12 protein-coding genes are annotated in these 12,091 nt (G+C 64.7%); 5 read left to right on the plus strand and 7 right to left on the minus strand.

All coding sequences use genetic code 11. From position 1 onward, the window contains the following. Nucleotides 1–28 precede the first annotated feature (28 nt). Nucleotides 29–1,240 (minus strand): NADP-dependent isocitrate dehydrogenase, encoded by a 1,212-nt coding sequence (locus tag AB7290_RS15025; protein ID WP_071912356.1) that lies wholly within the window; start codon nucleotides 1,238–1,240, stop codon nucleotides 29–31. Between the two features lie 337 nt (nucleotides 1,241–1,577). On the opposite strand from AB7290_RS15025, the gene AB7290_RS15030 reads away from it, so the two are divergent. Beyond that, complete coding sequence (locus AB7290_RS15030; RefSeq protein ID WP_085404285.1) at nucleotides 1,578–2,777, plus strand: TrmJ/YjtD family RNA methyltransferase; 1,200 nt, start codon at nucleotides 1,578–1,580, stop codon at nucleotides 2,775–2,777. 134 nt (nucleotides 2,778–2,911) lie between these two features. On the opposite strand, the gene AB7290_RS15035 is transcribed toward AB7290_RS15030, so the two are convergent. From AB7290_RS15035 to mddA, 4 genes are all read right to left on the minus strand, one after another. Then, nucleotides 2,912–4,120, minus strand: coding sequence for a GGDEF domain-containing protein (locus tag AB7290_RS15035; protein WP_085404286.1), 1,209 nt, complete (start codon nucleotides 4,118–4,120; stop codon nucleotides 2,912–2,914). Nucleotides 4,121–4,432: 312 nt separating this feature from the next. Continuing rightward, on the minus strand, nucleotides 4,433–5,182 hold the full coding sequence (locus tag AB7290_RS15040; protein WP_085404287.1) for a hypothetical protein: 750 nt from the start codon (nucleotides 5,180–5,182) through the stop codon (nucleotides 4,433–4,435). 33 nt (nucleotides 5,183–5,215) lie between these two features. Beyond that, nucleotides 5,216–6,193, minus strand: a complete 978-nt coding sequence (locus AB7290_RS15045; RefSeq protein ID WP_085404288.1) for an NADPH:quinone oxidoreductase family protein — start codon at nucleotides 6,191–6,193, stop codon at nucleotides 5,216–5,218. Then, the gene (gene mddA / locus AB7290_RS15050; RefSeq protein WP_085404289.1) at nucleotides 6,190–6,939 is read right to left on the minus strand and encodes a methanethiol S-methyltransferase; all 750 of its coding nucleotides are present in this window, start codon (nucleotides 6,937–6,939) and stop codon (nucleotides 6,190–6,192) included. Before mddA ends, AB7290_RS15045 begins: the two co-directional genes overlap by 4 nt. A gap of 148 nt (nucleotides 6,940–7,087) precedes the next feature. Between mddA and AB7290_RS15055 the strand changes: the two genes are divergently transcribed. Further along, a complete protein-coding gene (locus AB7290_RS15055) occupies nucleotides 7,088–8,656 on the plus strand; it encodes an alpha/beta fold hydrolase (RefSeq protein ID WP_085404290.1) in 1,569 nt (522 codons plus the stop codon). Nucleotides 8,657–8,745: 89 nt separating this feature from the next. Continuing rightward, the gene (cynS, locus tag AB7290_RS15060; RefSeq protein WP_014494123.1) at nucleotides 8,746–9,234 is read left to right on the plus strand and encodes a cyanase; all 489 of its coding nucleotides are present in this window, start codon (nucleotides 8,746–8,748) and stop codon (nucleotides 9,232–9,234) included. A 66-nt stretch (nucleotides 9,235–9,300) separates the two neighbouring features. Here the strand turns inward: cynS and AB7290_RS15065 are convergent, their stop codons facing one another. Further along, the gene (locus AB7290_RS15065; RefSeq protein ID WP_014494124.1) at nucleotides 9,301–9,624 is read right to left on the minus strand and encodes a DUF1476 domain-containing protein; all 324 of its coding nucleotides are present in this window, start codon (nucleotides 9,622–9,624) and stop codon (nucleotides 9,301–9,303) included. Between the two features lie 320 nt (nucleotides 9,625–9,944). Here AB7290_RS15065 and purC point away from each other — a divergent pair, with 320 nt between their 5' ends. Together purC and purS are read left to right on the plus strand one after the other, a co-directional pair. Next, the gene (purC, locus tag AB7290_RS15070) at nucleotides 9,945–10,712 is read left to right on the plus strand and encodes a phosphoribosylaminoimidazolesuccinocarboxamide synthase (protein ID WP_172782948.1); all 768 of its coding nucleotides are present in this window, start codon (nucleotides 9,945–9,947) and stop codon (nucleotides 10,710–10,712) included. A 12-nt stretch (nucleotides 10,713–10,724) separates the two neighbouring features. After that, nucleotides 10,725–10,964: a phosphoribosylformylglycinamidine synthase subunit PurS gene (gene purS, locus AB7290_RS15075; protein WP_014494125.1), complete on the plus strand. Its 240-nt coding sequence runs from the start codon at nucleotides 10,725–10,727 to the stop codon at nucleotides 10,962–10,964. Between the two features lie 12 nt (nucleotides 10,965–10,976). Here the strand turns inward: purS and AB7290_RS15080 are convergent, their stop codons facing one another. After that, nucleotides 10,977–11,993, minus strand: a complete 1,017-nt coding sequence (locus tag AB7290_RS15080) for a magnesium and cobalt transport protein CorA (protein ID WP_085404291.1) — start codon at nucleotides 11,991–11,993, stop codon at nucleotides 10,977–10,979. Nucleotides 11,994–12,091 lie beyond the last annotated feature (98 nt).

Below are 12,091 nucleotides of genomic sequence, written 5' to 3' on the forward strand. Positions count from 1 at the left end.
CCCGATCAGGCAAAAATAATGCGCGGGCTTACGCCAACGCTTTCGTGAGGTTCTCTGCGACCTTGTCGAGGAAGCCGGTGGTCGAGAGCCAGCGCTGGTCGGCGCCGACCAGGAGCGCGAGGTCCTTGGTCATGTAGCCTTCCTCGACGGTGTCGACGCAGACCTTCTCCAACGTGCTCGCGAACTTGGCAAGCTCGGCATTGTTGTCGAGCTTGGCGCGATGCGACAGGCCGCGGGTCCAGGCGAAAATCGACGCGATCGAGTTGGTCGAGGTCTCCTTGCCCTTCTGGTGCTCGCGGTAATGGCGGGTCACCGTGCCGTGAGCGGCTTCGGCTTCCACGGTCTTGCCGTCGGGGGTGAGCAGCACCGAGGTCATCAGGCCGAGCGAGCCGTAGCCCTGCGCGACCGTATCGGACTGCACGTCGCCGTCGTAGTTCTTACAGGCCCAGACATAGCCGCCGGACCACTTCAGGGCCGAAGCCACCATGTCGTCGATCAGGCGGTGCTCGTAGGTCAGGCCCTTGGCCTCGAATTCCTTTTTGAACTCGCGGTCGTAGATGTCCTGGAAGATATCCTTGAAGCGGCCGTCATAGACCTTGAGGATGGTGTTCTTGGTCGAGAGGTAGACCGGGTAGTTGCGCAGCAGGCCGTAGTTCAGCGAGGCGCGTGCGAAGTCGATGATGGAGTCGTCGAGATTGTACATCTGCATCGCGACGCCGGACCCCGGGGTCTTGAACACTTCCTTCTCGATGACGGTGCCGTCCTCGCCGACGAACTTCATCGTCAGCGTGCCCTTGCCGGGGAACTTGATGTCGGTGGCGCGATACTGGTCGCCATAGGCGTGGCGGCCGATGATGATCGGCTTGGTCCAGCCGGGAACCAGGCGCGGCACATTCTTGCAGATGATCGGCTCGCGGAAGATCACGCCGCCGAGGATGTTGCGGATGGTGCCGTTCGGCGACTTCCACATCTGCTTGAGGTTGAACTCCTTCACCCGGGCCTCGTCCGGGGTGATAGTGGCGCACTTGACGCCGACGCCGACCTTCTTGATGGCTTCGGCGGCGTCGATGGTGACCTGATCGTTGGTCTCGTCGCGGTACTCCATGCCCAGGTCGAAATACAGCAGCTCGACATCAAGGTACGGGTTGATCAGCTTGTCCTTGATGTACTGCCAGATGATCCGGGTCATCTCGTCGCCATCGAGTTCGACGACGGGGTTGGACACCTTGATTTTTGCCATGATCGGGGAAGCCTCTTAGGAACGGCGCTTTGGCGCGCCACGGGAATATCCGCCGCCTCTTAGCACCGGACTGCAGCGGGCGAAAGCCAAGGGATTATGCACTTTTAGCTCATCCAGCTTGCCCAGATGGGGGGCGGGGCGGGCCCTGCCGCGGGGGCGAGCCTCAGGCTTCAGAAGAGATTCAAAAGTCGAATCCAACCCGTTATTTCCCTTGAGAATTTCGTCAGGACAGGCAAACGACAGGCGAACGGGCAGCCGGCCCCTTGGGCCGGCTTTGAATCAATTCCTGAAGAGCGCCTTGCCAAGGCCTTGAGAACCAGTGTGAAAGCGAAGCGAGATGTCGGGGACTGACAAGAGCAAGGCGGGCCTTTCCCTCGACGGTCCCATCGTGATCCTGGTCGAGCCGCAGCTTGGCGAAAACATCGGCATGGCCGCGCGCGCCATGGGCAATTTTGCGCTCAGCCGATTGCGCATCGTCAATCCTCGCGACGGCTGGCCCAATATCGCCGCGCAGCGCGCCGCGGCCGGCGCCGACTATATTCTGGAAAAGGTCGAATTGTTCGACACGGTCGGCGAGGCGGTCGCCGACCTCGATCTGCTGTTCGCCACCACCGCGCGTCCCCATGACCAGGCCAAGCCGGTGGTGGGGCCCGAGGCAGCCGCGGCCGAGATCTCGGGTCACGTCGCGACCGGGGGCAAGGCCGGCATCCTGTTCGGCCGCGAGCGCTGGGGGCTGACCAACGAGGAGGTTGGGCTCTCGAATCGCATCATCACCTTCCCGGTCAATCCGGGCTTTGCCTCGCTCAACCTCGCCCAGGCCGTGCTGCTGGTTGGCTATGAATGGTTCAAGCGGGCAACGTCAGGCGAGCTGCCGCACAGCATGCCCGAGCGGTCCGAGCGCGCCTCGCAGCACCAGATGCAGGCCTTCTTCGACAACCTCATCCGCGAGCTCGACCGGGTCGAATTCCTGCGCCCGGCCGAGAAGCGCGACACCATGCTGGTCAACCTGCGCAACATCTTCAGCCGGATGGAGCCGACCAAGCAGGACATGCACACCCTGCATGGTGTGGTGATGGCGATCGCGGAAGGGCGCAAGGGCCCGGCCAAGGGCGGCGTGCTCGACGGCGAGCAGGCCACGCGCCTGCGCGCGTTGCTGGCCGAGCACGGCCAGGGCGGCGGCGTACCCGACAGCGGATCGACCGTGCGCGGCCTCGCCCGCCTGCTCCGCCGCAACCCGACCGATGCCGAGCGCCTGCTCTGGCAGGCCCTGACCCGCGACCGCCGCTTCGCAGGAGGGTTCAAGCGCCAGACCCCGGTCGGCCGGCACATTCCCGATTTCGTCTCGTTCCCGCACCGGATCGCGATCGAGCTGGTCAACCCGGGCGAGGGCGAGACCATCGCGGCTGATCGTGCGGGTCGGCGGACGTGGCTGGAGGCGCGCGACTATCGCGTGCTGGAGATCCGGGCAGCGGACGTCGAGCGCGATCTCGAGGCGGAGCTGGTGCGGTTGCAGGGGATGATCGAGCAGAGCGCGTAGGCCGGAGCTCTCGTAGGGTGGGCAAAGGCGCGTAGCGCCGTGCCCACCATTTTGCCTTCGAGCGCGATGGTAGGCCCGCTTCGCTTTGCCCACCCTACGAGATCGCGCTTGTGGGGTGCGTTAGTCGTACTGCGTCAGGCGGCGCTTGCGACCGGGGCTTTTGGGCCGCTCTGCTGCAGCCGACGTAACGCCGCGAGGTTGGTCTCGACCGAGGCGAGGCAGCAACGCGATTTACCGCCTGACTTCGCCTCGTAAAGTGCTGCATCGGCGACCGCGAGCAATTCCTCGACTTCGGCGCCATGATCCGGCGACATCGCAATGCCGACGCTGGCGCCGACACCGGCGCGCACCTCGCCGCCGAGCTCATAGGAGACGGCAACCTCGCTGATGAGGCGGTATCCCGCCTCCTGGGCCATTTCGGCCGTGACGCCGTCGACGAGCACGACGAACTCGTCGCCACCCATCCGGGCGACCACCGCGCCGTCCGGCAGCGCCCGGCGCACGCGCCCGGCCACCGCTTTCAGCACCTCGTCGCCCGCCGCATGTCCGAACGTGTCGTTGACCGGTTTGAAGTCGTCGAGATCGAAGAACATCACAGCGAACCGTCGTTCGGCGTGGGCTCCAAGTCTGGCGCTGAGTGCCTCGACGAAGCCCGCGCGATTGAGCAGCCCCGTGAGTGCATCATGATGTGCGCGATGGCTGTTCTCGCGTTCGGCGCGCATGGTGGTGATCAGCATCCGATTGAGGCGGAAGGCGGCGGCCGTCATCGCGGCCAGATACATCGGCACCTGGAGGTAGACGATGTAGAACAGCGGCTCGCCGGCGAACGCAGCGCCGGGGATGATGGGACCGAGGCTCAGCAGGATCATGGTCCCGGCCAGCCGCGGCGCGCCGAAATTGCGGAAGCAGATGCCGCCAACCATCGCCGCCGCCGAGAGCGAGGCCAGCATGGCGACGACCCAGTCCCCGCTGGCCAGGCTGGCAACGACGCCAAATCCAACGCTGGCGCTCCAGGCGACCGCGAGCAGGAGATGAAGGTCGGTCGGCGTCGGGCAGTGGGCACGCGCCCTGCGATGCGCGCTGACGAGCACGGCGAGGCGGGCCAGGCAGATCGCGATCTCCATGACCAGCCAGACAATGAATGGTGCAGTCTGCTTGCGGCCAGCGATCACGGCGGCGACGGCAATGGTGTTGACGGCGCCGGCAGCAAAAACCGGCAGCGATCCATAGAGCTGGACAATGAGCGCGGCGCGGATGTCGTCGGGAACACCTAGCCCCGGCTCGGCGAGCCAGCGTGTCAGGCGCCAGCGTGGCGCACTGTAGAGTCCCTCGTCCGATTGCATTGCAGAGCGTCCCCGTATTCCGGGCGCCAACAACGATGACCGCTCCTAACAAGCCTTTTAAGACAGCCATCGATTGCCGGGCGTGCTTGACGCAAGGTAAACCGTCGCAAGCGCGGCCGCGGGCGTGCAGGAGAATGCGGATTGGTGCAGGCCGAAGGTGCGGCGACGGATGTGTTGCGTGATTAGAGGTAGGTAGGGCAAAGCGACTTGTCCGCCGTAGCTCGAAGAGCGCAGGCGGAAGCATGCCCACCATGTCGCTCAACGGAGCTGAGACAGAAGTGGTGGGCACGGCGCTGTGCGCCTTTGCCCACCCTACGAAGTACGCCCGAGCTGCACCTCGCGCTCCACCGCAATCCATGTCGTCCTCGCCACGGCCAGCAGTCCCCCGGCTTCATCGTGGAGCGCGGCCTCGGCCATGCGCTTGCGGCCGTCGCGGCCGGTTGGCCAAGCCGTGATGACGCAGCGGTCTCCGGGGCGCGGCCGGGCTTCGATCCGTGCCGACATCCGGCCCAGCAGCAGTGGCGTCTTGTCGAAGGTCGCGCTCTGCTGATCGCAATTGCAGGCAAAGCCGGTGGGACAATCGAGCGCCGACCAGAGAAATTCTGACGCAACCAGGCCGTCCTCGGCGGCCAGATTCGAGTCCGGCGTCCAACTCGCCGCGAGAACGGCGTTGTGACGTCCGAGCGGGCCGGCGAAGATGCGCAGGCCGTCGCCTTTCGCTCTTGCGGGACCGCAGACGAAACAGTTCGGCAGCGGATGCTCGTGCGGCTTGAACAGCGCCAGCAATTCGGCTGCGCGTGCTTCCTGCAAACGGGCTGTCTCAAGGCGCGCAAGCTCGACGCTGGCCACCCGCGCGGTCGCGACGACCTTGGCGCCGTCACGAAGCTCCCATGTGCCGTCGGCGGTCGCGGCCGCATCGAGCGATTTGTCTAGAGGAGGCGGCGCGCGCAGCGTCACCTCGGCGCCGCCGGAAATGTGGCGGGCCAGCCGGCCGCAGACATAGCCGCCGTTCCCGGAGTTCGGAGGACCGCAAAAGCGCTTGTCGATGATGATCTCGGTCATCGGTTCTGTCCTCTCTTCCTCGTCGGGCGCAGTCTACCTGATCTTGAGGACAATTCGTCCCAGAACCGCGCGATTGGCGACGGCGCGCATGGCGTCGCCGGCCTCCTCCAAAGGGAGGACGCGATCGATGTGCGGGCGGATCTTTCCGTCGGCCAGCAATTGCATCAGCGTGTCATTCATGCGCGCGGCCTCCGCGGAGAATTTCTCCGCCCAGGCGCCGACAAAGACGCCGATGATGGCGTAATTTTTGAGGAGAGGAAGGTTCATCGGGATCTGTGGAATCTCGCCGCCGGTGAAGCCGATCGGCATCAGCCGTCCGTCCCATCTCATCAGCCGGGCCATCTGTTCGAAGATCGTGCCGCCGACGTTGTCGAGACCGACATCGATGCCTTCTCCCGATGTGATCGACTTGATCCGGTCGCGCAGATCTTCGCTGCGATAGTTGACGACATCGCCGGCCCCGTAACGCCGCACCAGGGCGGCCTTGTCGTCGGAGCCGATGCCGGCGACGACGCGCAGGCCGAGATGGCGGCCGAGGTCGACGGCGGCAAGGCCAACCCCGCCGGCTGCGCCGGTGACGAACAGCGTTTCCCCGCGTTGCGCCCGTGCCCGCTCGACCAGCGCATAATAGGCCGTGCCGTAATTGTGCAGCACTGTTGCCCCGGCTTCGAACGCGACGCCATCAGGCAGCCGCACGCTCTTCGATTCCTTCGCGATCATCCGTTCGGCGTAGCCGCCGGTCCAGGCACTGCAGGCCACGCGATCGCCGGGGGCAAATGTCGTGACCTTGTCGCCGACCGCGACGACGACGCCGGATGCTTCGGTGCCGGGCACGAAGGGTGTCGCTGGCCGCATCTGGTAGAGGCCCGAGACCAGCAACTGGTCCATGAAGCTCACGGATGCCGCGTGGACGTCGATGAGAATCTCGTCGCCGGCAGGCCGCGGCGTAGCGATCTCACCGAGGCGCAGATCCGCAGGGCCAGTGAATGACTTGCACAGAACCGCTTTCATCGGGGCGCTCCGAAAATGCGCGGCAACAGCATCGGAACCCGCCGGCGATAGTCCTGATAGGTCGCGCCGAACTCGGCGATCAGGTCCCGCTCCTCGAACTGCAGGGCGACCAGGATGTAGGCCGTGTTGGCGATCGCGAACAGCAGATGGCCGGCGGTCATCTCGGGCGTCGCCCAGAACGCGAGCAGAAAGCCCAGCATGAGCGGATGCCGCACGATCTTGTAGAGCAGCGGCGCCCGGAAGGATTGACCTGATATCTCGGCTCCGCGCAACGCGACGAGAGCCTGGCGCAGGCCGAACAGATCGAAATGATCGATCATATAGGTCGAGGCGAACGCGATCAGCCAGCCGAGCCAATGCACGCCGGTCAGGAGCCACGCCGTAATGCCGCTGGCCTGCCAGATCGGCGTCGGGATCGGACGCCACTGCCAGAACAGCAGCACGAGGACCAGGCTGGAGAGCAGCACATAGGTGCTGCGCTGGCAGGCCACTGGAAGAAATTTGGCCGACCAGCGTTTGAAGGCCGGGCGCGCCATGACGCTGTGCTGGATGGCAAACAGGCTCATCAGCAGCAGGTTGACGACGATAGCCTCACCCAAATTCGCAGGCGCGCCGACGTCGATCGACGTGTCGATTGACTTGGGCACGACATAATTGCCGACGAAACCGAGCGCGTAGAGGAATGAAGCCGTGAAGACGGCGTAGCTCACGATGGCGTAGAGCAGGATTGCGAGGCGCGCGAACATGGTTTTTCCTATTGTGCCGATGGCGGCGGTGCCGCATTCAGGAGCCTGAACCGCTCGCTGGCGAGCGGGCTCGATCTGGCCTGACCGCTATCGCTGGACCGTCCCCTGCGCGTCCCCCGGGGGCGCCGACCGGGGAGGGAGGATCTCCATGACGGCCTTTTCGCTTGTCACGTTCGGGTTCCCCGAGGTCCATGCCGACGACCGCCCGATCAAGCTGGCCTTACGCAAGGGGCTAGCGCTGCTGGTCTATCTCGCGGAAGCCAAAGGCCCCGTCGCGCGCGACGTCATTGCCACGCTGCTATGGCCCGAGACTTCCCGCGAGACCAGCCTCGCGCGATTGCGGCGTCTGCTTCACCGCGTCGAGCTCACGCTCGGCCAGGCGGTTTTCGAGACCGACCGCACGAGCTTGCGTTGGTCTCCGGAGGTCGAGCTGAAGATCGACTCGCATCGGTTCGAGCGCGCCTGCGACCGCGGCGACTTTGAAGAGGCCTGCCGGATTTATCGCGGCGACTTCCTGGCGGGCTTTTCTCCGGACGACTGTCCTGAGTTCGACGATTGGGCGTTCTTTCGCCGCGAGGCGCTGCGGGGGCGGCTCGTGCAGGCGCTCGAGCGTCTGGTGCAGGACAGGAATGCCGCGGGCGATCATCTCGCCGCGACACTGCATGCGGGCCGTCTGGTCGAGCTCGATCCGCTCAGCGAGGTGTATGGCCGGCACCTGATCCGCAGCCTGCTGCTGGCGGGCGACCGAAGCGCGGCGGAACGGCATCACGCCGCACTAGCGCAGCGGCTTCGGGACGAGCTTGGGGTCGCGCCGGAAGCCGAGACCGAGGCGCTCATGAGCCGCGCGGCCGCGCCGCTGCGCGATGCTCTTCCAGCGACACGCTACGTGAAGGGCGCCGGCGTGCATCTGGCGTATCAGACCTACGGAAGTGGTCCGCTCGACATCCTGGTTATGCCCGGCTTCGTCTCGCATGTGGAGCGCGCCTGGGAGAACCCTGCGAGCCGGACGTTTCTGGCTTCATTGATGAGGCTTGGGCGGCTGATCGTTTTCGATCGCCGCGGCATCGGCCTGTCCGACCGGGTCGGATCGGCCCCCGGCATCGACGTCACCGCGGAAGACATCGGCACGGTGCTGCGGGCGGCGGACTCGCGCCGCGTCGTGTTGTTTGGCGCATCCGAATGCGGGCCGGCCTGCATCAAATTTGCGGTCGAGGAATCCCGCCATGTGGCCGGGCTCATTCTGTTCGGCGCACTGGCCAAGGGCTGCTGGTCGGAGGACTATCCGCACGCGCTGCGCGCCAGCCAGTATGACGCCTGGAGCAAGCACCTGATTGCGCAATGGGGCGGTCCGGTCGGGATCGAAGCCTTCGCGCCGAGCCTGGCCAATGATCCGCAGGCGCGCGCCTGGTGGGCGGGGCTGTTGCGCGCGGCGTCCAGTCCCGGCGGAATCTCCGCCGTGCTCGAGGCATTTCGCGATGCCGATGTGCGACACCTTCTGGCGCGGATTGCGGTGCCGACGCTGGTGCTGCATCGTCGGGACGACAAGGCCGTGCGGATCGCGGCCGGGCGCGACATCGCGAGCCGGATCATCGGTGCAGAATTCGTCGAGCTCGACGGCAATGACCATTGGTTCTTTGCCGGCGATCAGCAGCCGGTGCTCGAGGCGATCAAGCGGTTCACGGAGGCTTTACCGCGTGAGGGGAGGTCGAGGCGGTGACGCCTCAAGCCTCATTTATTGGCACGTTTCGTGCCTCCCAAAGCGGCACAAACGACGTGACACGATGCCTGGCCAAGGGAGACCCTGACATGAAACGCGAAGACCTCACCGAAAAGCTGCTCGACATCAAGCGCGAGAACGGCTGGAGCTGGAAACACATCTGCGACAAGGTCGGCGGCTATTCCGAGGTGCTGATCGTCGGTGCGATTCTCGGCCAGATGAAGCTGACGAAACCGCAGGCCGCCAATGCCGGCGAGCTGTTCGGCCTGTCGAAGGCCGAGACCGCGATGCTCAACGAGGTGCCGATGCGCGGCACCGGCACGCCGATGCCGCCGACCGATCCCCTGATCTATCGCTTCTACGAGATGGTGATGGTCAACGGTCCGGCGTGGAAGGCGCTGATCGAGGAGGAATTCGGCGACGGCATCATGTCGGCGATCGACTTCGACATGGCCATGGAGCGCGTTGCCAACCCGAAGGGCGACCGCGTCAAGATCACCATGAGCGGCAAGTTTCTGCCGTACAAATATTACGGCGCCAGCGGCAATGTGCCGGAATACGGCTTCAAGGAGGGGTGAGGGACGCGAATGGCGAATGGCGAGTAGCGAATGGGGTTCATTCGCTACTCGCCGCTCCCTATTCGGCTATTTCCCCGCCTTCACCTCGGCCGCGGCCACAGCGATCAATTCGCTCATCTTGGCGCGAATCGCCTGTTCGGTGATGGCGACGTTCTTGGCGGCGAAATCGGCCATGACCTTGCGCAGGACGTCGGCATCGCCGGCCTCCTCGAAATCGGCCGCGACCACTTCCTTGGCGTAGGCGGTGGCGGCCTCGCCGGTGATGCCGAGCTTCTCGGCGGCCCAAAGGCCGAGCAGCCGGTTGCGGCGGGCTTCCGCCTTGAATTTCTGCTCCTCGTCGAGGGCGAACTTCTTCTCGAAGCCTTCCTCGCGCTTGTCCAAACTGCTCATGCCTTTTTCCAATTCCCTGCTGACTGGATCCGGTGGCCGTCGTTGCGACGGCCCCGGCGCATGCCTAGATAGGGGGCACGAATCGGCAAAACAACGAGCCGTTAAGCCGCAGGCAAGACGGTATAAGTTGATGCCGGGCGGCCGGATCGATTGTGCTGGGACAGCCAATCGGATAGGTTGCCTGAAGGTTTGGTTCCCGTTCTGTTTCCAAGGGGTTATAGACGGGTTCCCAGCCGTTCACGGCAGCTCCGCTGTGGGTCGTAGCCTGGTAACCGGAGCACACCAAATACATGGATTTCAACAAAACACGGTACATCCCCATGAGCCGTCGGCGTCGTATTTATGAAGGCAAGGCAAAGGTTCTTTACGAAGGCCCGGAGCCCGGTACCCTGATCCAGCACTTCAAGGATGACGCCACCGCGTTCAATGCGAAAAAGCATCAGGTGATCGAGGGCAAGGGTGTCCTCAACAACCGGATCTCGGAGTACCTGTTTCAGCACCTCAACGACATCGGGGTGCCGACCCATTTCATCCGCCGCCTCAACATGCGCGAACAATTGATTCGCGAGGTCGAGATCGTGCCGCTGGAAGTGGTGGTGCGGAACGTTGCCGCCGGCTCGCTGTCGCAGCGCCTCGGCATCGAGGAGGGCACGCAGCTGCCCCGTTCGATCATCGAATTCTACTACAAGAACGACCAGCTCAACGACCCCATGGTGTCGGAAGAGCACATCACCGCCTTCGGCTGGGCCACGCCGCAGGAGATCGACGACATCATGGCGCTCGCCATCCGTGTCAACGACTTCCTCACCGGCCTCTTCCTCGGCATCGGCATCCGCCTCGTCGACTTCAAGATGGAGTGCGGCCGGCTGTTCGAGAACGAGATGATGCGGATCATCGTCGCCGACGAGATCTCGCCGGATAGCTGCCGTCTGTGGGACATCAAGTCGAACGAGAAGCTCGACAAGGACCGTTTCCGCAGGGATCTCGGCGGCCTGCTCGAGGCCTACACCGAAGTCGCAAAACGCCTCGGCATCCTCATGGAGAACGAGCGTCCGCAGGGCACTGGCCCGGTGCTGGTGAAGAGCTAAGAGGGATTTGACGTGAAGGCACGTGTTACCGTTACCCTGAAGACGGGCATCCTCGATCCGCAGGGCAAGGCCATCGAAGGCGCGCTGAAGTCGCTCGGCGTCGACGGCGTCGCCAGCGTCCGCCAGGGCAAGGTGTTCGACATCGAGCTTGCCGGCGCCGACAAGGCCAAGGCCGAAGCGGCGCTGAAGGAGGCCGCCGACAAGCTGCTGGCGAACACCGTGATCGAGAACTATCGCGTCGAGATCGTCTAGCCCGCGCGGCGCTCACAGCCACCCGACGCGGCGGAAGCGCCAGTACAACCCGAGGCAGGCGAGGGCCATCGTCCCCATGACGACGAAATAGCTGTACTCCCATTGCAACTCGGGGATGTACTTGAAGTTCATCCCGTAGATGCCTGCGACTGCGGTGGGGACGGCGAGGATCGCGAGCCACGAGGCGAGCTTCTTGGAGACCGCCGTCTCCTGCGCCTGTCCGACCAGCAGGCTCGCCTCGAAGGCGAAGGCCAGCACCTCGCGCATGGAATCGATGCGCTCCTGGATGTTCCTGACGTGGTCGGTGACGTCGCGGAACAGCGGCTGCATCGTCGCACGCACCATCGCAAGCTCGTCATGCTCGAGGCGGCGGCAGACTTCCACCAGCGGGCCGATCGCGGTCCTGAGCCGCAACAGGTCGCGGCGCAGCATGTAGAGCCGCTCGATCTGCGCCTTGCTGATCGGCTTTGAGAGCACGTCGTCCTCGATGCCCTCGACCTCCTCGTGGATGCTCTCCAGCACGGGCGAGTAGTTGTCGACGATGAAATCGAGGATGGCGTAGAGGATGTAGTCCTCGCCGCGCGCCAGCGCCCGTGGGCAGCTTTCGCAGCGTTCGCGCACCGGCGTGTAGGATGTCGAGGCGCCATGGCGCACCGAGACCAGATAGCCTTCGCCGACGAATATGTGCGTCTCGCCGAAGGCGATCCGGCCCTCGAACAATTGCGCCGTCCGCGCCACGATGAACAGGGCCTCGCCATATTGCTCGATCTTCGGCCGTTGATGGGCGTTGTTGGCGTCCTCGATGGCAAGGTCGTGCAGGTCGAACTGCTTCTGCACGGCGCCGAGCAGCGCCATGTCAGGCTCGTGCAGCCCGATCCACACCACGTGGCCGGGCTTGGCCCGCCAGCTCGAAGCCTCGCTGATGGCGATATTGGCGACACGCCGGCCGTCGACATAGGCGCCGGCGGCGATGACGCCCTGAGTGGACACCGGTTCGGAGAGGGAGGCGGGCAGCGACGGGACGTTCATGGCTTCAATCCCGGGCAAAATCGTCAGGCAAAATTGCCGTGGCTATGGCCTGTGTACAAGGCCGCCCGGCGAGGCTAGCACTGGTAAAATCCCCGTCA

Origin of the sequence: Bradyrhizobium sp. 613_E4_N2_2 (assembly GCF_052075995.1) — a bacterium.
GTDB classification, from domain to species: domain Bacteria; phylum Pseudomonadota; class Alphaproteobacteria; order Rhizobiales; family Xanthobacteraceae; genus Bradyrhizobium; species Bradyrhizobium barranii.

Excerpts from the sequence above, each read along its gene's own strand:
- AB7290_RS15080 (WP_085404291.1), bottom strand. The coding sequence starts at position 11,993 with ATGAACGTCCCGTCGCTGCCCGCCTCCCTCTCCGAACCGGTGTCCACT.
- AB7290_RS15035 (WP_085404286.1), bottom strand. The coding sequence starts at position 4,120 with ATGCAATCGGACGAGGGACTCTACAGTGCGCCACGCTGGCGCCTGACA.
- cynS (WP_014494123.1), top strand. The coding sequence starts at position 8,746 with ATGAAACGCGAAGACCTCACCGAAAAGCTGCTCGACATCAAGCGCGAG.
- AB7290_RS15040 (WP_085404287.1), bottom strand. The coding sequence starts at position 5,182 with ATGACCGAGATCATCATCGACAAGCGCTTTTGCGGTCCTCCGAACTCC.
- AB7290_RS15025 (WP_071912356.1), bottom strand. The coding sequence starts at position 1,240 with ATGGCAAAAATCAAGGTGTCCAACCCCGTCGTCGAACTCGATGGCGAC.
- AB7290_RS15030 (WP_085404285.1), top strand. The coding sequence starts at position 1,578 with ATGTCGGGGACTGACAAGAGCAAGGCGGGCCTTTCCCTCGACGGTCCC.
- AB7290_RS15065 (WP_014494124.1), bottom strand. The coding sequence starts at position 9,624 with ATGAGCAGTTTGGACAAGCGCGAGGAAGGCTTCGAGAAGAAGTTCGCC.
- AB7290_RS15055 (WP_085404290.1), top strand. The coding sequence starts at position 7,088 with ATGACGGCCTTTTCGCTTGTCACGTTCGGGTTCCCCGAGGTCCATGCC.
- AB7290_RS15045 (WP_085404288.1), bottom strand. The coding sequence starts at position 6,193 with ATGAAAGCGGTTCTGTGCAAGTCATTCACTGGCCCTGCGGATCTGCGC.
- mddA (WP_085404289.1), bottom strand. The coding sequence starts at position 6,939 with ATGTTCGCGCGCCTCGCAATCCTGCTCTACGCCATCGTGAGCTACGCC.
- purC (WP_172782948.1), top strand. The coding sequence starts at position 9,945 with ATGAGCCGTCGGCGTCGTATTTATGAAGGCAAGGCAAAGGTTCTTTAC.